General features: G+C 55.0%; 16 protein-coding genes and 1 tRNA gene. 11 read left to right on the forward strand and 6 right to left on the reverse strand.

What is annotated here, in order from left to right:
- From AAA021_RS04740 to AAA021_RS04750, 3 genes are all read left to right on the forward strand, one after another.
- Positions 1-1,210 (forward strand): fibronectin type III domain-containing protein (locus AAA021_RS04740; RefSeq protein WP_349088228.1); only part of this gene is annotated, 1,210 nt, incomplete at its 5' end.
- Positions 1,211-1,253: 43 nt separating this feature from the next.
- Positions 1,254-2,720, forward strand: coding sequence for a hypothetical protein (locus AAA021_RS04745; RefSeq protein WP_349088230.1), 1,467 nt, complete (start codon positions 1,254-1,256; stop codon positions 2,718-2,720).
- A gap of 39 nt (positions 2,721-2,759) precedes the next feature.
- Positions 2,760-5,138 (forward strand): glycosyltransferase family 2 protein, encoded by a 2,379-nt coding sequence (locus AAA021_RS04750; protein ID WP_349088231.1) that lies wholly within the window; start codon positions 2,760-2,762, stop codon positions 5,136-5,138.
- 41 nt (positions 5,139-5,179) lie between these two features.
- Here the strand turns inward: AAA021_RS04750 and AAA021_RS04755 are convergent, their stop codons facing one another.
- Positions 5,180-6,619 carry a hypothetical protein gene (locus AAA021_RS04755; protein ID WP_349088232.1) on the reverse strand — a complete coding sequence of 480 codons (1,440 nt, stop codon included), beginning with the start codon at positions 6,617-6,619 and terminating at the stop codon, positions 5,180-5,182.
- A 98-nt stretch (positions 6,620-6,717) separates the two neighbouring features.
- Between AAA021_RS04755 and rfbA the strand changes: the two genes are divergently transcribed.
- The 5 genes from rfbA to AAA021_RS04780 all read left to right on the forward strand — a co-directional run bounded on the left by rfbA (position 6,718) and on the right by AAA021_RS04780 (position 11,805).
- Positions 6,718-7,617 carry a glucose-1-phosphate thymidylyltransferase RfbA gene (gene rfbA / locus AAA021_RS04760; protein ID WP_349088233.1) on the forward strand — a complete coding sequence of 300 codons (900 nt, stop codon included), beginning with the start codon at positions 6,718-6,720 and terminating at the stop codon, positions 7,615-7,617.
- Between the two features lie 95 nt (positions 7,618-7,712).
- Positions 7,713-8,150 carry a DUF4869 domain-containing protein gene (locus AAA021_RS04765; RefSeq protein ID WP_161145084.1) on the forward strand — a complete coding sequence of 146 codons (438 nt, stop codon included), beginning with the start codon at positions 7,713-7,715 and terminating at the stop codon, positions 8,148-8,150.
- A gap of 9 nt (positions 8,151-8,159) precedes the next feature.
- Positions 8,160-9,134, forward strand: coding sequence for a hypothetical protein (locus AAA021_RS04770; protein ID WP_349088234.1), 975 nt, complete (start codon positions 8,160-8,162; stop codon positions 9,132-9,134).
- A 75-nt stretch (positions 9,135-9,209) separates the two neighbouring features.
- The gene (gene rfbB / locus AAA021_RS04775) at positions 9,210-10,229 is read left to right on the forward strand and encodes a dTDP-glucose 4,6-dehydratase (RefSeq protein WP_349088235.1); all 1,020 of its coding nucleotides are present in this window, start codon (positions 9,210-9,212) and stop codon (positions 10,227-10,229) included.
- A gap of 121 nt (positions 10,230-10,350) precedes the next feature.
- Positions 10,351-11,805 (forward strand): sugar nucleotide-binding protein, encoded by a 1,455-nt coding sequence (locus AAA021_RS04780; protein ID WP_349088236.1) that lies wholly within the window; start codon positions 10,351-10,353, stop codon positions 11,803-11,805.
- Positions 11,806-11,907: 102 nt separating this feature from the next.
- Here the strand turns inward: AAA021_RS04780 and AAA021_RS04785 are convergent, their stop codons facing one another.
- Positions 11,908-12,879 (reverse strand): glycosyltransferase family 2 protein, encoded by a 972-nt coding sequence (locus AAA021_RS04785; RefSeq protein WP_349088237.1) that lies wholly within the window; start codon positions 12,877-12,879, stop codon positions 11,908-11,910.
- A gap of 161 nt (positions 12,880-13,040) precedes the next feature.
- Between AAA021_RS04785 and AAA021_RS04790 the strand changes: the two genes are divergently transcribed.
- The 3 genes from AAA021_RS04790 (at position 13,041) to AAA021_RS04800 (ending at position 14,794) form a co-directional block, all read left to right on the forward strand.
- A complete protein-coding gene (locus tag AAA021_RS04790) occupies positions 13,041-13,886 on the forward strand; it encodes an ABC transporter permease (RefSeq protein ID WP_349088238.1) in 846 nt (281 codons plus the stop codon).
- A gap of 11 nt (positions 13,887-13,897) precedes the next feature.
- Complete coding sequence (locus AAA021_RS04795) at positions 13,898-14,665, forward strand: ABC transporter ATP-binding protein (RefSeq protein ID WP_117763046.1); 768 nt, start codon at positions 13,898-13,900, stop codon at positions 14,663-14,665.
- A 52-nt stretch (positions 14,666-14,717) separates the two neighbouring features.
- Positions 14,718-14,794 (forward strand) — tRNA-Arg (locus tag AAA021_RS04800).
- Positions 14,795-14,898: 104 nt separating this feature from the next.
- Here the strand turns inward: AAA021_RS04800 and aroQ are convergent.
- The 4 genes from aroQ to aroC form a co-directional block, all read right to left on the reverse strand.
- Entirely contained in the window at positions 14,899-15,336 is a 438-nt protein-coding gene (gene aroQ, locus AAA021_RS04805) for a type II 3-dehydroquinate dehydratase (protein ID WP_022094776.1), read from the reverse strand.
- Positions 15,337-15,400: 64 nt separating this feature from the next.
- Entirely contained in the window at positions 15,401-16,651 is a 1,251-nt protein-coding gene (locus AAA021_RS04810; RefSeq protein ID WP_138374971.1) for a shikimate kinase, read from the reverse strand.
- The gene (pheA, locus tag AAA021_RS04815; RefSeq protein ID WP_349088239.1) at positions 16,652-17,797 is read right to left on the reverse strand and encodes a prephenate dehydratase; all 1,146 of its coding nucleotides are present in this window, start codon (positions 17,795-17,797) and stop codon (positions 16,652-16,654) included.
- Between the two features lie 53 nt (positions 17,798-17,850).
- Positions 17,851-18,948 (reverse strand): chorismate synthase, encoded by a 1,098-nt coding sequence (gene aroC / locus AAA021_RS04820; protein WP_349088240.1) that lies wholly within the window; start codon positions 18,946-18,948, stop codon positions 17,851-17,853.

Below are 18,948 nucleotides of genomic sequence, written 5' to 3' on the forward strand. Positions count from 1 at the left end.
CGTCCGCCAGGGGTCCGGCTACAAGACCTACACGCTGGGCTGCGCCGAGGAGTCCTACACCGTGAAGGGCCTCTCGAACGGCACTTCCTACAAGTTCCTGGTCCAGGCCTGGAACGGATCGTCCTGGTCGTCCTTCTCCGACGCCGACCTCGTGGCGTGCCGCCCGTCGGACCCCAGGGCCCCCGAGGCTCAGGCCGAGGCGACCGGCGACGGCGAGGTCACCGTCTCCTGGAAGGCGGTCGCCGGCGCCGAGCGCTACGCCGTCGCCGAGAAGATGGCCGACGGCTCCTACAGGACCTACACGCTCGACGAGAAGGGCACCTCCTTCAAGGTCTCCGACCTCGCCAACGGCGTGACCCACCGCTTCCTGGTCCAGGCCCGGGTCGACGGGTCCTGGTCCTCGGCCGCCGACGGCTACCTGTGCTCCGCCGCGCCGTCGGGCACCGTCAGGCCCAAGGTCTCCGCGAAGGCCGGCGACAGGTCGGTCGAGCTCTCCTGGGGCCACGTGCCCGGCGCGACCCGCTACGCGGTCGCCGTCCGCCAGGGGTCCGGCTACAAGACCTACACGCTGGGCTGCGCCGAGGAGTCCTACACCGTGAAGGGCCTCTCGAACGGCACTTCCTACAAGTTCCTGGTCCAGGCCTGGAACGGATCGTCCTGGTCGTCCTTCTCCGACGCCGACCTCGTGGCGTGCACAACTTTGGGCACTCCGATTATGGGAAAGTCTGCCGCTTCGGTTTCGAGCATGGTTTCCTTGTACAACTCAACTGGACATATCTATCCGACTATTTATGCCTCCAAGGGCGCAACAACTATTAATGACTTTTGCCAGATAGTATTTGAGGAAGCGAATGCTGAAGGTGTTAAGGCGGAAATCCTGTTTGCCCAAGCAATGTACGAAACTGGCTGGCTTCAATTTGGTGGTAGCGTAAAAGCGGAACAATGCAACTTCGGTGGAATCGGCGCCGTGAATGCCACAGCGGGTGGTGCGTCTTTTGGGGATGTGCGATCTGGTCTTCGTGCACAGGTCCAACATTTAAAGGCTTATGCTTCGAAAGAACCTTTAAATAATCCTTGTGTCGACCCCCGTTTTGAAAAAGTCAAGCGTGGCGTTGCGCCATGCGTCGAGGATTTGAATGGTCGCTGGGCAGTTCCTGGCGATGGCTATGGGCAGCGTATTTCGTCTTTAGCCACTAAGGCTTGTTGTTAATTGCTTTAATGTGGCGGCATTTAAGTGTGTAAGTAGGTTTAGGTTGAATTCTACGAAGTTTTACAAAAATGCAAACGTCTATTGCTTGGTGCTCGTTCTTGCAGTGTTTTGTTTGATTAGCATCTGGTGGGCATTTCGTCTGCCTATGTCTTCAGCGCCTGATGAGTATATGAGGCTACAAGTACCCTTATTTATTGCAGAGAATGGCTGTTTACCGCGTGGAGATGATCCTGCGATCATAAATGAGGTTTGGGGTACATCATATGCATTTAGCGTGTACGGGTCCTCGTTGATTGCAGTGCCGTTTATCTGTGTTGCTAAGCTGGTGGTTCCCAATTCTTCTGCAGCGCTAATAATTGCTGCGAGATTATCGAATTGCCTTCTTGCTGCGTTAAATATAGTTTGTATCTATCTTATGGGTAAAAAACTTAAATTTGGCAATTTAACATCAATTCTTGCCGCAACTATATTTGCATTTTTACCACAAAACGTATTCCTTGCTGCTTACTTTAATTCTGAACAGCTTGAATTTCTCTCGACAAACCTTGTGATAATTCTTTGTTTGAATGCACGAGAGAATCGCTGGAGCTATAGGAGCTGTTTCTTCTTGGGCTGCGGCTTGGGGGTGCTCGCGCTCTCTTATTACTACGCTTATGGTGTAATAATTGCAGCAATCATATTCTATTTCAGTTCTATTAAGAAAGATTTTTGTTTAAGGACGAGATCCGATTATATTTCCGCTATTCTTTATCGTCCTTTGGTGGTTTTTTCCGGTTCATTTATAGTCTGCGGCTGGTTCTTTATAAGAAATGCGCTGTTGTATAACGGAGACTTTATCGGAATGGCTACTAGCTCTAAAACATCTGAGATATATGGTGCTAGCGGCTTTAAACCATCGCAACGTGGCACCTTACGTCAGCAAGGGTATTTGCCTGACTGTTTGTTTAATCAAATGAACTATTCGGTGTATTGGCCTTTGTCTGTAGCTCAGTCATTTATAGGTACATTTGGATATATGAGTATCTTTGTAGGCAATACGTCATTCGTTTTATATTTATTAGTATTTATTCCTTCACTCGTAATCGGTCTTATTCGTCGCCTGTTTACTGCTAAACAAACTGGCGATTATTTAACATTTATTCCTGGCCTTATTACTGTTGCGACTCCATTTCTTTTATCAATTTACTATTCATGGGCATCTGATTATCAGCCTCAGGGCAGGTATGTGATGGCTGGATTCGGGATCTTGTCTCTGCTTTGTGCTTTTGGGATTGTTTCGTTATGCCAGGGTCTCTGGACCTTGCTATGCGCGGAAATTGAAGTTAAATCCTGCAAAGATGAATCTGGTAATTCATTAGAGAAGCGCTTGGCTATATCAATTAATGACTATGGTGTATTTATTAAGCTGGTTAAGTTTTCCGTTGTGGCAACAGTGCTATTTTATCTGCTGCTGTTCGTTCGCATTTTTATTCATTTGATTATTCCGTTACTTTCAAGTGGTGTTTTGTAATTCAGATTATGCAGCCTGTAGTGCATTTTGGAGGATTCGATGAAAGCTAGATTGACCTGTCTTTGCCGCGGCCTCGGTAAGGCTTACTTTGGCTTTGCGATCAATAGTCAGGTTGACATTAGTGGAATTTCCGCTGAGGTGCGCACGGATTTGGGAAATCAACTTCCGGTTGGGATATATAGATTAAATTCTAAAGACATGTTGATTTTGGCTGTTCCGTTGTTGGGTTCTGGCGGAGTCCATATCTCTATTATGTTGAGATTAGATAGTGGCATGGTCAAGAGTTTGTATAGCGGAAAATTGAACTGGATTGCAATAAAGTGGCTATCACGTTATTGTTATAAAATTAAACGCAAGCTAGCTTTCGCTTTGCGTGATATTGATCAGCAGGTTTATTCGCATCAAATTCACGTTAAGCCAGAGCTTGCTCTTGAATCACCTGCCGGTGATCTCATCATTAAAGGCGTGGTTTGCGGGCCGTATAGTTGCAGAAACTCCGATATTTTTCTCTTGGATGAGAGCGGCAGCAGAAGTGATTCAGGCAATTTAAGTGTTGGCCGTTGCAGCGATGTCGTAACTTTTAGCCAAAGACGTTCTGAAATTTCTTTTACACTGCGAATTCCAATGGACGGCAACACTTATACGCTAGTTGCTGACGGAAATTGCAGTAATGAACAGCCTGGTTTTCTGTGCTTTGATGCTGCTTCCGTTCAATATTATCTTTCGACGCTATCGCCACTTTTCTACAAGGCCTCATCTGCCGGCGCCTACGCTTCTTCTCATTCCAAACGTATTGACTATCTTTCGATGCTGGATTTTAGTGAATGTAAATTAATTAGCGGCCCTCTGTTTAGTATTGTTGTTCCGTTATATAAGACACCTGTTAGTTTTCTTAACGATATGGTGCATTCTGTAATCAATCAGGCATATTCTAATTGGGAACTCATTTTGATTAACTCAACTCCAGAATGTGTTGAGCTGGCTGCCGCTTTGGATAAATTGACTGATAAACGCGTCAAAGTTGTCACCCTTGAGTCAAACAAGGGTATTTCGGGGAACACTAACTTTGGCATTGCTAAAGCAAAGGGCGATTATGTCGTGTTTTTCGATCACGACGATACACTCGATCCGTTTGCTCTTTATAGATACGCAGAGCGAATTCAGGACTGTCCTGATACTGATGCACTGTATTGCGATGAGGACTTCTTAAATGAGACCGGTGAGTATGTGGCCCCTCATTTCAAGTCTGATTTCAATCTAGATCTCCTTCGCGTTCATAACTACATAACTCATCTGCTTTGCGTTCGTGCCTCGTTTGCTAAAGAACTGATGCTACGGAAAGAGTTCGATGGAGCTCAAGACTATGATTTTCTGTTGCGTTTAGTAGAGAGAACTCAGAATATCTATCATGTCCCCGAGGTTCTCTATCATTGGAGAATTAGCGATACGTCAACTGCGAAGAGCGCGGGAAATAAGAATTATGCCGACGATGCTGGCAGAAGGGCACTGCAAGAGCATTTGGATCGCTGCGGTCTGAACGGTACTGCGGAGTTAACTGATTCTGCCTGTTTCTATCACATTGCCTACGCTCTTAATGAAGAACCCTTGGTCAGTATCGTTATCCCCAATAAAGATAGCGTTGAGGTCTTACGCCGCTGCATTGACTCTATTGAGGAAAAAACTGATTACCGCAACTTCGAGATTCTGGTTATTGAGAATAACAGTACAGAAGATGCGACATTTGAGTATTACCGCACCGTTCCCGAGCAATATGAGAACGTCCGTATTGCAACATGGGATGGTCCGTTTAATTACTCCGCTATCAATAATTATGGCGTTGGGCTGACATCCGGCAAATACCTGCTGTTCTTGAATAATGACACTGAGGTTATTGAGAGCTGCTGGCTTTCTTCAATGCTGTCTTTCTGTCAGCGTGAGGACGTTGGGGCCGTCGGTGCAAAATTGCTATATCCGGATGATACGGTACAACATGCGGGCGTAATGATGATTTGCTGTAAAAATGAAGGTGAAATGGGTGGGCCCATTCACGTATTCAACAACCTTGACCGGGATGATCCAGGTTACATGCGCCGCGCTGTAATTTCACAAGACTTAAGCGCCGTTACTGCTGCCTGCATGATGACAAAGCGCTCTGTATTTGAAGAGCTTAATGGGTTTAATGAAGACTTCGAAGTCGCGTTTAATGACGTTGATTTCTGTCTGAGGGTTCGTTCACTCGATAAGTTAGTTGTTTTCGATGCAGATGCGCTTCTGTATCATTATGAATCCTTTAGTCGCGGCTATGAGACCGGTGAGAAGAAAATTCGATTTATGCGCGAGCAGGGTAAATTGCGCACTGCTTGGGCGGAGTACTATGTCAATGGTGACCCGTACCACGGTCCGATGAGCACTATGTAGATTGAAGTAAAGCTCTGGCGACACAATAAGTCGCCAGAGCTTTACTTATGAAATAGTTTTCCGAATATACTGGTCTGCTTTTTATTGATTTGATTACAGATGCTTATAACATCCAAAAGGTCCAGTTTATTTGCTATGAAGTGGATACTTTTTGCCCCTGATAGGTGATACTGCGGATCGAATGTCAAAAACGTCTCTTGCGCTGTATTTGAGGAAAAACAGTTATTCGAAATGGGCTTGCAATTGCTAATAGTGCACTTGCACGGCTTATTATCGGGATCGAATCTAATGATAATAAGCCCGCTTCGCATTTGCTCTGGGAGGTCTATTTCGACTTCAGTTGAGTACCTATATTTAAACCGATAGCTATTGCACTGCTGGGCTTGTGGGTTGGATTCAGATTCTTTGTCATAAAAGAGCTCGCCTTGGCCAATGCAAGCGTTTTCGTAGCTTGTTGAATAATTCATCGCCTTAAGCCTGTAGAGTTCTTTTGCTTCATCAGAAATTTCATTCTGTACGTGTGGCTTTTTGTCTTTATTAACATTTATAAAGTTCATGACTTGTTCGAATTGATTTTCTAGCTGGAATCTGTTTATGCATAAATCCTTTATCTGGCTTTGCATCCTTTGGGCTTCTGCATAGCTATTGACTAAATCATTGTAGAGTTGTTGCGCTGAGCTCTTTCGTTTCTCTGGTCGTCCAGAAAAATTGAAAAGGGCATTATGTTCGATGTTATTAGGGGTGATATAGCCAGGTCCCCCGAAGTGGTCATAGCAATAGAAGGGTATTCCCATGGACATACATTCCTGTGCGGTTCTTCCGATGGAAACTACAGCATCATATTGAGAAAGTAATTCCGGCGTCACTTTGACACTTTGAGATTGATAGCCAAAGACATCGGCCCTTATTCCGTCTTTTTTTAATAAATCAAATGCTTCGAGGCATTCTGGAGCGGGATGATTAGATATGCAGCAGATGCTTTTCAGTTCATTATTTCCCTGGTAATTATAATCGTAAAAAGATTTCGTGCAGTAGTTTGGAAAGACGTGGACGGGGGGGAGCTGAATATTATGCGCCTGAGCGCTGTTTTCTATATGACCTTTAACTTCATGGCTGACAGCGATGATTCCGTCTGACAGATTTGTGAAAAAGGGCAAGCCTTCATGTTCATCTGAGAGCCCGAGTACTGAAATAAAAATGGATGAGAACGTAATTCTTTGAAGTGAATATATGTATTCACTTGCTACTCGGTGTTGTGCAATAAATAAATCATACTGATTCTCGAGTTTGGTCTCGTCTCCTAGGGTCAATACTTCGATGCCTTCTTCTTCAAATTCTTTAAGTAAAGGGTAAGCGGCGCATAAGCAAAAACAGGTGACAACGTAGCCTCTATTTTGCAGTTGTTTGGCGAACTCTAGAGTGTGAAGCTCTGAGCCAGTACGGGAGTTGATGTTCAGGTTGGTAATCAGAGCCGTTGGCATGTGTTGTTCCTCTTCCGAAAGGATTAATAGCAGTCAAATTAATATAGAATTACTTTAGCGTTTTCCACTTTTGTTTTTCCTTAGAAGGAGATTTTGATATGAAAGGCATCATCCTCGCCGGCGGGTCCGGCACGCGCCTGTACCCGCTCACGCTCGTGACCTCCAAGCAGCTGCTTCCGGTCTACGACAAGCCCATGATCTACTATCCGCTGTCCACCCTCATGCTGGCGGGCATCCGGGACATCCTGGTCATCTCCACGCCGACCGACCTGCCCAACTTCGAGCGCCTGCTCGGGGACGGCTCGCGCTACGGCGTGAACCTCTCCTACGCCGAGCAGCCGAGCCCCGACGGCCTGGCCCAGGCCTTCACCATCGGCGAGGAGTTCATCGCCGGCGAGCCGTGCGCGCTCGTGCTCGGGGACAACATCTTCTACGGCAACGGCCTGTCGCGCCACCTGACGCGCGCCGTCCAGAACGCCGAGTCGGGGAGGGCCACGGTCTTCGGCTACCACGTGGACGACCCCGAGCGCTTCGGCGTCGTGGAGTTCGACGGCGAGGGGAGGGCCGTCTCCATCGAGGAGAAGCCCGCCCAGCCCAAGTCCAGCTATGCCGTCACCGGCCTCTACTTCTACCCGGGCGACGTCGCCGTCAAGGCGCATAGGGTGGAGCCCTCGGCCCGCGGTGAGCTGGAGATCACCACGCTCAACCAGATGTACCTGGAGGAGGGGACGCTGTCCGTCGTCACCCTGGGCCGCGGCTACGCGTGGCTGGACACCGGCACCATGGAGAGCCTGCATGAGGCCGCGGAGTTCGTCCGCGCCGTGGAGCACTCCCAGGACCTTCCCGTGTCCGTGCCCGAGGAGATCGCATGGGAGAACGGCTGGATCACCACCGCCGAGCTGGAGGAGGCAGCCAAGGCCTACGGCAAGTCGGTCTACGGGCAGCACCTGAAGAAGGTCGCCGCCGGCGAGATCGTCAACAGCCCGCGCGAGTACTAGCGCAAGCTTGTTTTCTTTCAGGGGTCACCGTTTATCTGGTGGCCCCTTTCGTTATGATTACGTTGACCATAAAGACAATATGATTGGGAGTGGATGTGTTAAGCGTCTACTTTGGCGATATGCCAGAAGCGATTTACAACACAGCGACATATTTCAAAAACTCTTACCGGTCTTCTTGGATTGCGGATCCCTATGCAGTCTCGATAATTAAAGATGTCGATCGATCGGTTGTTGTCTCCGAAAACGTCATCGAAAGCCCTGTGCTTGGATCCATCTCCCCACTCCAGCTTTCTGGTGGCGTGAAAACGCTGCTGCTTATGAGATTTGATCGTAAGCATATTTTTAACGCTTCTACCTGTGGTGACAACTGTGCCAAGTGGATTCTCGACATGGCGAAAGACCGCAAGCTCGTTGTGAATCTCTATCATGTGATGGACTTTGGCCGCGAGGATTTTAAAATCAAAGTCGTGAACAGCGGCCGAATCGTTCATAACATGGCCGAATTGATTCACGAGTCGATTCCGTATCTGTAGGTGCTGCTTATGAACGGTTCGCATCTTGTTAAGATTTCCCGCCGTAGGGGAACCAAGTACACATTTACCATCAAGCGGAACATCACTATTGTGCGTGGCGATAGCGGCACGGGTAAGACGACGCTGTTTGACATGGTCGCAGACTACATGCGAACGGGCGAGCAGTCGGGCGTTTCCTTGCAATGCGATTGTCCCTGTGTCGCCCTGACCGATTATGATTGGCGAAACCAGCTTTTGTCCGTTCATGACTCGATTGTATTTGTCGATGAGGGCTTAAAAGAGATCCATTCTGATGAGTTTGCCCATCATGTGCTGTATTCCTCGAATTTTTTCGTGCTGATCTCAAGGGCTGATTTCCCCAATCTTCCGTATAGCGTGGATGAGATTTACAAGATTAAGACGAGCGGAAAATACCATTCTTTCGTCCCTGTTTATCAAGATCGCGGGAATCATCGTTATGCTATTTCCCGGTCGGCGCCAAAACAGGACTTTTCTATCCTTCTATGCGAGGACAGTAAGTCTGGTTTCCAGTTCTTTGAACGGCATTTCGCTGACAGTGAGCTTACCTGCGCTTCGGCCATGACGAACAGCGCGATTTTGGGCTGGTTGGATCAGCATTTCGACGATCGCGTGTTTGTTGTCGCGGACGGAGCGGCATTTGGGTGCTATGCGGACCGCGTCCTTAAGCTGCAAGACATTCACCGCGATACTGTTACGGTTTGTCTTCCCGAATCATTCGAGTGGCTTCTACTGAGCTCCGGCGTAATTTCAGGGCTAGATGTTAAGACGGTTTTGGAAACCCCAGAAGCCTTTGTAAACAGTGAGAAGTTTAAAAGCTGGGAGGATTTCTTCTATAAGTACTTACGTGAAATAACTGGGGATTCGGTTTTTCACTACGACAAAGACTGCATTTCGGAGGCGTTTTGTACAGGAGGTAATTCTGCGAAGGTTATGGCTCTTATCGCATGCCGAAATGTCCGATAGTTTTGTTGAATAGCGTCGCGGCGTCACTTCCTGCGGCATACTAAAGAAGCTGTACATGCTTCAGATTGGATTTTCATGTCTGAGATTTTCGAACCCAAGAATATCATCGTCACTGGCGGCTGCGGCTTCATCGGCAGCAACTTCGTGCACTACGTGGTCGATAACCACCCCGACGTGCACGTCACCGTCCTGGACAAGCTGACCTACGCCGGCAACCCCGAGAACATCGCGGGCCTGCCCTCCGACCGCGTGGAGCTCGTCGTGGGCGACATCTGCGACGCGGAGCTCCTGGACCGCATCGTCCCGGGCCACGACGCCATCGTGCACTACGCCGCCGAGTCCCACAACGACAACTCCATCGCCGACCCCGAGCCCTTCCTGCGCACCAACGTCGAGGGCACCTTCCGCCTCCTGGAGGCCGTCCGCAAGTACGGCGCCCGCTACCACCACGTCTCCACCGACGAGGTCTACGGCGACCTGGCGCTCGACGACCCGGCGAAGTTCACCGAGGAGACGCCCTATAAGCCCTCCTCTCCGTACAGCTCGACGAAGGCGTCCTCCGACATGCTCGTGCGCGCCTGGACCCGCACCTACGGCCTGCGCACCACGATCTCCAACTGCTCCAACAACTACGGCCCCTACCAGCACGTGGAGAAGTTCATCCCCAGGCAGATCACCAACATCGTCGACGGCGTCCGCCCCAAGCTCTACGGCCGCGGCGAGAACGTCCGCGACTGGATCCACACCGAGGACCACTCCAGCGCCGTCTGGGACATCCTCACCAAGGGCCGCATGGGGGAGACCTACCTCATCGGCGCAAATGGCGAGAAGAACAACATCACGGTCCTGCGCATGATCCTCGAGGCGATGGGAAAGGACCCCGAGGACTTCGACTGGGTCGCCGACCGCCCCGGCCACGACCGCCGCTACGCCATCGACTCCACCAAGCTCCAGCGCGAGCTCGGCTGGAGGCCGGCGCACACCGACTTCGCCGAGGGCCTGAAGCAGACCATCGACTGGTACGTTGAGAACGAGTCCTGGTGGCGCCCGGCCAAGGAGGCCACCGAGGCCCGCTACCGCGCACAGGGCCAGTAAGACTGCATTCCGGCGAACCGCACCGCGGGGCGCCCGCGCGGGGCCGCAGGGCATGGGGATGACCCTGCGTCCCCGCGCGGGCGCCCGCAACCTGAACCTCTTCGATAGGAGCTTTTCCCATATGGCAGACATCGCATTCGAGAAGGACCTCTCCGTCGCCGAGACCGGCATCGAGGGCCTCAAGGTCGTCGACCTCGCCGTCCACGGCGACTCGCGCGGCTGGTTCAAGGAGAACTGGCAGCGCGCCAAGATGACCGCCCTGGGCATCCCGGACCTCAGGGTCGTCCAGAACAACATCTCCTACAACGACAGCCGCGGCGTCACCCGCGGCATCCACGCCGAGCCCTGGGACAAGTTCATCTCCGTGGCGCGCGGCAGCGTCTTCGGCGCATGGGTGGACCTGCGCGAGGGCAGCGAGACCTACGGGAAGGTGTTCACCTGCACGCTCGACCCGTCCAAGGCCATCTACGTCCCGCGCGGCGTGGGCAACTCCTTCCAGGCCCTGGAGGACGGCACCGCCTACACCTACCTGGTGGACGCCCACTGGTCCCTCGAGCTCAAGAAGACCTACACCTTCGTGAACCTCGCCGACCGCGAGCTCGCCATCGAGTGGCCGATCCCGGTCGATGAGGCCACTGTATCCGAGGCGGACCTGAACCACCCGATGCTCAGGGACGTCGTCCCAATGGCGCCCAAGAGGACGCTCGTCACCGGCTGCAACGGCCAGCTGGGCCATGCTGTGCGCAGGCTGGCGGAGGAGCGCGGCGTCGCCAAGGACTTCGACTTCTGCGACATCGACACCTTCGACATGTCCGACCCGGACGCCTACACACAGTACGACTGGTCGCTCTACGGCACCGTGATCAACTGCGGCGCCTACACCGCCGTGGATAGGGCGGAGACCGCCGAGGGCCGCGCGACCGCCTGGAAGGCCAACGCGACCGGCCCCGCCCTCCTCGCCCGCACATGCTCTGATCACGGGATCACCCTCATCCACGTGTCCTCCGACTACGTCTTCGACGGCACCGCTGAGGTGCACGACGAGGAGGAGCCCCTCAGCCCGCTGTCCGTCTACGGCCAGACCAAGGCCGCCGGCGACATCGCCGTGGCCGGGTGCCCACGCCACTACATCATGCGCTCCAGCTGGGTCATCGGCGAGGGGCACAACTTCGTCAAGACCATGAAGGCGCTGTCCGACCGCGTCGCCGACCCCGAGGACGGGCTCGAGCAGGTCACGGTCGTTGACGACCAGCTGGGCCGCCTGACCTTCACGCGCGACATGGCCGAGGCCATCTTCCACGTGCTGGGGACGCACGCCCCCTACGGCACCTACGACTGCACCGGCTCCGGCACCGTCAAGAGCTGGGCCGATATCGCCCGCGCCGTCTTCGAGGCCGCCAACGGCAACGGGGACAGGGTCGTGCCGGTTTCGACCGCCGACTACTACGCCGGCGCCGCCGGCCCCGTCGCCCCGCGCCCGGTCCACTCCGCGCTCGACCTGTCCAGGCTCGAGTCGGTCGGGTTCCACATGCCCGACTGGGAGGAAGAGCTGGGGGAGTACCTCAAGACGCTCTAGCCGCTATTAACTTTTCGAGAGCAAAAGCCGCCGCTTGTTAACGGCGGCTTTTCTTGTTGGTGGCTATCTACGCAGTGGTGCCAATAGTATTTTGCGGAAGATCTACCTCTCGCTTGGCGTGGTGGCGGACCTGCCAGGCTGGTCGTCGTAGGCGTATTTGCTATACACGTTGACTTCCCACTGCTTTTTTTCGACCTTTGCCACGGAGTCGAGGATAAAACCGGTCGCGAGGCTTAAGCCGCACAGGAACATAAACGATGCGGCGAGTATGGCGGTGGGGAAGCGCGGAACAAGACCGGTCTGGAAATACTCGACAATGATGGGGATGCCCAGGGCAAGCCCGACTATCGCAAACAGAAGCGCGACGAGGCTGAAGAACTTCAAAGGACGGTAGTCCTTGAACAGCGTGCCGATCATGGTGACGACCTTAATGCCGTCCCTCACGGTATTAAGCTTGGACTCGGAGCCTTCCGGGCGATCGCGGTACTCGATGGGTACATCTTTGATGCGCCAACGGTGGTCGACGGCGTGGATCGAGAGTTCGGTTTCGATCTGGAATCCCTCGGAAAGCACGGGGAAGGTCTTGACGAACGGGCGGCTCATGGCACGATATCCCGTCATGACGTCATCGAAACTGTAGCCATAGATCCATTTAATCATGGCGCGGACCAGATTGTTGCCAAAGCCGTGGAACGCACGCTTGTTTTCCTCGGCATAGGTGCCGTTGGACAGGCGGTCGCCCACGGTCATGTCGGCCATGCCGTTGAGGATGGGCTCGCAGAGGGCTTTGGCCGCCTCGGCGGGGTAGGTATCGTCGCCATCGACCATCAGATAGCAGGCGGCGTCGATATCGCGAAACATCTGACGGCAGACGTTGCCCTTTCCCTGTCGGGGCTCAAAGCGCACCGTGGCGCCATGTTCCGTTGCGATGCGCGAGGTATCATCTGACGAGTTGTTGTCATAGACGTAGACCGTCGCCTGCGGAAGCTCGCGGTGGAAGTCGTCAACAACTTTGCCAATAGTGAGGGCTTCGTTGTAGCAGGGGATAATGACGGCAATAGAATCAGAATTCACTCAATGCTCCTTAATTATTCAATCGTTAGAAAGTATAGCCGTTTGCGACGGGCATCCTAAGATGTGAGTTAGTTCTCCAGTTTTGTTGCGCGAATCGTTTGCCCGCCCGTCGGGTCTATACTGTTCGTTTGTCAACGATTACGAGTAAAGGAGTTGCATCCGTGTCGGATCAGACAAAGCAACAAGAAACTCGCAGTCTGCCTGCGACGTTTGCTAAGAACGAATTTGAGAAGGACGTGTTCATCCTTCGTCAGCTGGTCACCAAGGATTTTAAGATCAAGTATCGTCGCAGTGTTTTGGGCGTTGCATGGTCGGTGCTTAACCCGTTGCTCATGATGATCGTCATGGCCATCGTGTTCTCGACGATTTTTGCCCAGGGCCGCAATGGTTCGATTACGCCCGAGATGTACCCGCTGTACTTGATCGTGGGTAACGTCACCTTTGCCGTCATGTCCGAGTCTACGAACCAGGCCCTGACGTCGATCGTGGGTGCTGCCCCGCTGCTCAAGAAGGTTAAGGTGCACCGCTGGGTCTTCCCAGTACAGAAGGTGCTCTTCTCGCTGGTTAACTTTGCCTTCTCGCTGGTCGCCGTTGCCATCGTTATGCTGTGGTTCCACGTTATGCCTTCTTGGCACCTGATTCTGCTGCCGGTCTGCCTACTGCTGCTTATGTGCTTCTGCATGGGCCTGGGCATGATGCTCTCCGCCCTCACGGTCTTCTTCCGCGATGTCATGCATCTGTGGAGCGTCGTCATTACGGCGTGGACTTACATTACGCCTATTTTCTGGACGACCGACTTCGTTGCGCAAATGCCGCATCTCGTGCGCATTCTGGTCTATGCGAACCCCATGTATAACTACCTGCAGTTTATGCGCGATATCTTCCTGTTCCAGACTACGCCCTCGCTTATGACGTTTGGTATGTGCGTTGCTTGGGCGGTTCTTGCGCTTGTTATTGGCTATACCGTGTTCCATAAGTCCGAGCGCAAGTTCATCCTCTACATCTAAGGAGTGCTGTGATGACTGAATCTGTTGTTGATTACAGCGAGCAGCCTCTGGCTGTCGAGGTCGACGACGTCACCATGATCTTTAACATGGCGTCCGAGTCGCTGACCAACCTCAAGGAGTACTTCATCAAGCTTGCCAAGCACGAGTTGTTCTTTGAGGAGTTTAGGGCGCTCAAGCATATCTCGTTTGATATTCATCGTGGCGAGGTCGTGGGTCTGGTTGGCACCAATGGTTCCGGTAAGTCTACGATGCTCAAGATTATCGCCGGTGTGCTTGAGCCTAGCGAGGGCAGCGTTAAGGTGCACGGTAACATTGCGCCGCTGATTGAGCTTGGTGCCGGCTTTGACCCCGAGCTGACCGCCCGCGAGAACATCTATCTGAACGGCGCCCTGCTCGGCTATACCAAGGAGTTCATCGACGCCAACTTTGACGGCATTATTGAGTTCGCTGAGCTTCAGAACTTTGTCGATATGCCGCTTAAGAACTTCTCCTCGGGCATGGTGGCGCGTATCGCCTTTGCAATCGCGACGATTACCGAGCCCGATATTCTGATCGTTGACGAGACGCTGTCCGTCGGTGATGTGTTCTTCCAGCAGAAGTGCGAGGCCCGCATCCAGCACTTTATCCAGAGCGGCGACGTGACGGTTCTGTTCGTTTCGCACTCCATGGAGCAGGTTGAGCGCATCTGCCAGCGTGCCGTTTGGATTGAGAAGGGTGACCTTCGCATGGACGGCCCGGTCAGTGAGGTCTGCAAGGCGTATCGCGAGCAGTTCAACTAGGTTATAATTACTTGCGCTTGGCCGAATTGTTTGGCTGGGCGTGCGGTTATTTGCTCCATTAGCTCAGTTGGATAGAGCAGGGGACTTCTAATCCCAAGGTCGACGGTTCGAATCCGCCATGGAGCACCATCGTTTATTAAGCCCGGACCGCTTGGTGGTCTGGGCTTTTTTCATCTTGTGTGTTGCTGGAGCCGAGCGCGAGCAAGCCGCTGCTGTTTGTTGGGGTTGGCATTTTACTTTTCGAGATGCTCTTTCAGCAGCTCCAACGCGTGGGCGTAGCCTTGGAGGCCCTCTCCGGTGATGGTGGCGAAGCAGGCCAGACGGGCGTAGCTCACCTGGCGGAAGTCTTCGCGGGTCTCGACTGCGCTAATGTGGACCTCCACAGCCGGGATGGCGACGGCTTTGAGCGCGTCCAGGATGGCCACGCTTGTGTGCGTGTAGGCGGCCGGGTTGATGACGATGCCGTCGACCTTTCCGTAAGCCTCCTGGATCTTGTCGACGATGCTGCCCTCGTGGTTAGACTGGAAGACCTCGACCTCGTCGAAGCCCTGTGCGGCACCCGCTTCCTGGCAGATCTGCACTAAGCGATCGTAGTTGTCGCTGCCGTAGATGCCTGGCTCGCGAATGCCGAGCATGTTGAGGTTGGGGCCGTTAATGACGAGTGCTTTCATGGTTGCTTCCTTTGCAGTTGAAAAACCACCACAAAGGTGCCTGCCCCCTTTGTGGTGGTTTTGGTTAGAGAGCGGGTGGGAGGGTGTCGAGGAGGGCATGGGCGGTGTTGGCGGCGCAGTCGCGTGAGTCGATGATGTAGTCGGCCCAGGCGCGGTAGCGCGGCATACGCTGCTCGGCCAGCTTGTCGATGCCGTCGCGCGCGGTGATGGGGCGGCCCTTGTGGGCGAGCTCGTCGAGCTTGCGGTTGAGCATCACGATCTGGCTGTTTTGGTGCAGCAGAGGGTAGTTCTCGTCGCGCGTAACCACGCCGCCGCCGGTGGAGAGCACCAAGCCGCTGCGCTTGGAGATGTCGGCCAGCGCTGCCGTCTCCTGCTCGCGGAAGGCCGCCTCGCCGCACTTGATGATAAAGTCGGCGCAGGGCATGCCCAGGCGCTCCTCGAGGGCGCGATCGAGATCGATGTGCTCGCGGCCCGTGAGCTGGGCGATCTGCTCGCCCACGCGGGTCTTGCCCGAGCCCGGCATGCCGATCAGCGCGATGTTCTGTTCGCGGCGTGACAGGCGCTCCGTTACGTCCAGGATCCTCTCGCGCGGGGTGGCTTTGCCGGTATAGCGCTCGACAGCTTGTGCCGCCTGGGCAACAAGCATAAGCAGGCCGCCGATGCAGGGGATGCCGCGGCGCTCGGCCTCGAGCATCAGGCCCGTGCGGGCGGGGTTGTAGACAATGTCGATGACGCCCTCGAGCGCATCGAGGCCTTCGAGCGTGCAAGGCGCGTCGGGGCAATGGGGGAACATGCCGGCGGGCGTGCAGTTGACGAGTAGGGAGGCGTCGGACTGCTGCGCGATATTGTCGTAGTTGACCTCGCTCGTGCGACCCACGGGTACGACGATGGCGCCCATGTCTCCCAGCACCATACTTGCCGTGGTGCCGGCGCCGCCGGTGGCACCGAGCACGAGGGCCTTCTTGCCGGCAACCTCAACGCCCAACTCCTCGACCAGGCACTGGAAACCGAAGTAGTCAGTATTATCGCCGTGCAGGCGGCCGTCGGGCAGGCGCGTGATGGTGTTGACGTTGCCCATGCGCTCGGCGAGCGGGCTCAGCTCGTCCAGGTATTCCATGACGGCGCGCTTGTAGGGGATGGTCACGTTGGTGCCCTCCCATTCGTCGCCCGTCATAAAAGCCTCAAGATCCTCGGGCTCGCGTTCAAAACGCACGTATTCAAGCCCAGCGAGCTCTTTGTAGATGGTCGGGGTATAGCTGTGGCCCAGCACGCGGCCCAGCACGCCGTAGGGGCGGGTTGCGGCGGTATCGGTCATCTAGAGCACCTCCGTGTAGCTGCCAAAGTAGGTGAAGCTCTCGCACACGTCGTCGATGGAATCGAGCAGGTCGTCGAGGGCCTTGCTGCCAAAGGGGCAGTCCAGATCAAAGTAGAACATAAACTCAAAGTCGCGGCCGGGGATGGGGCGGCTCTCGAGCTTGATGAGGTTGATGTTGAGTGCGTAGAAGCGCTCGAGCACGCGATAGAGGGCGCCCGGCTCGTTGGCCGTGGTGATCATGAGCGAGGTGCGATTAGCGCCGGGGTAGACGCGCGGCTCGCGGCCGATGACGACAAAGCGCGTGTAGTTGTTGTCCGAGTCTTGGATATTGGGCTCCAGCACCTCGAGGCCATACAGCGTGGCACAGCTGAGCGAGGCGATGGCGGCGACGTCGGTGCGCTCGGAGTTGGCGACCATCTCGGCCGACATGGCCGTGTTTGGGTACTTGGTGGCGTGCAGGTCGTGGGACTCGATAAAGCCGGCACACTGGGCAATGGCTTGGCCGTGGCTGTAGACCTCGCGCACGTCGGCGAGCTTGGTGCCGGGCTTGACGAGCAAGTTGTGGTCGATCTTGAGGCGAAGCGAGCGCACGATGTGGAAGTCGAACTGGGCGAGCAGGTCGTAGACGGCGTTGACCGAGCCGGCGGTGGAGTTCTCGATGGGCAGCACGCCAAACTCGCAGAAGCCGTCGCGCACAGCGCGCATAACGCCTTCGAAGGTCTCGAAAAACGCGATGTCGGGCACGTCGAAGAGTTTGCACGCGGCGATCTGGCTATAGGCACCCTCCACGCCCTGGCAGGCAACGGTGGCCGTTTGAGGGAAGGCCGTGTCGGAGACTGCAGCCGTGGCGTGGGCCTTTTGCGAGACGGTGATGCCCTTGAACTCGTTGATGTAGCGCTGCTGCTCGGCCTTGCTCATGCTCATGAGGAGACGGAACAGGGTGATGGTCTGCGCCTCGTAGCGCTCGGGCGCGCGGCTGGCGAGGTTGTTGAGCTTGGAGCGCTCACGGGCGGGGTCGAAGACGGCCTTGCCCATCTCGATTTTTGACTTGGCTACCTCGGTGGCAATGTCCATGCGCTCGACAAAGCTGTTGAGGAGCGTGGTGTCGATGCCATCGATGGCCTGGCGGATGTCAGCAAGGTCCATGGAGGCCCCTTTCACGTAACGGCTGAGTTGGCAGGCAACCCAGGTGAGTCGGGTTAGAGCTGGGCGGCGTCCTCGAGGAGAGCGTCCCAGATGGCGAGGGCGGCGGCTGCTTCGGCTACGGGGACGGCTCGGGGGACGATGCAGGGATCGTGGCGGCCGTGGATCGAGAGCTCGGCATTTTCCATGGCGTCCATGTCTACGGTCTGCTGCTCGCGGCCAATGGAGGGCGTCGGCTTCACGGCCATACGCCACATGACGGGTGCGCCGGTGGAGATGCCGCCCAGAATGCCGCCGGCGTTATTGGACTCGACTGCAATGTCGCCGGTCTCTGCATCAACGCGGTATGGGTCGTTGTTCTCGCTGCCGCGCATGGCGGCCACGGCAAAGCCCATGCCAAACTCCACGCCCTTCACGGCGGGAATGCCAAACGCAATCTGCGCGATGCGGTTCTCGATGCCATCGAACATGGGGTCACCGATGCCCGCGGGAAGCCCGTAGATGCCGCACTCCACAATGCCGCCGATGCTGTCGAGTTCATCGCGCGCGGCCAGAATTTCCTCGCGCATGCGACCGGCAGCGGCGGCGTCGATGCAGGGCAGGTCGTTCGTAAGGATCGCCTTGCGGTCGGCCTCGCGATAGACCATGTCGTCCATGGGCAGGTCGGAGATGCCGCCGATCTGCGCGACGTGCGCCATGACCTGAATGCCGCGGGCTTCGAGTGCCTGCAGCGCGATGCCGCCCGCGATGCACAAGGGTGCCGTTAGGCGGCCGGAGAAATGCCCGCCACCAGCGACATCGTGCATGTTGTGATACTTTACGCGCGCAGGGAAGTCCGCATGTCCCGGACGGGGCTTGCGGCGCAGCTCGGAGTAATCCTTGGAGCGCGTGTTGGTGTTCTCAATAATCGCTGCGATGGGTGCGCCGGTGGTGTGTCCATCGACCACACCGGCGATGATATGCGCGGCGTCGGCCTCGCGACGTTTGGTCGCGGTCTCGTCGCGACCGGGGGCGCGACGGTCAAGGAAGGCCTGCAGCTGCTCCTGGTCCACGGCGATACCTGCCGGAATGCCATCGAGCGAGCAGCCGATAGCGGGGGAGTGCGACTGGCCGAAGATGCTTAAGTGCAAGACGTTGCCAAAGGTCGAGGACAT

Source organism: Collinsella sp. CLA-JM-H32 (genome assembly GCF_040098165.1).
Classification (GTDB): Bacteria; Actinomycetota; Coriobacteriia; order Coriobacteriales; family Coriobacteriaceae; genus Collinsella.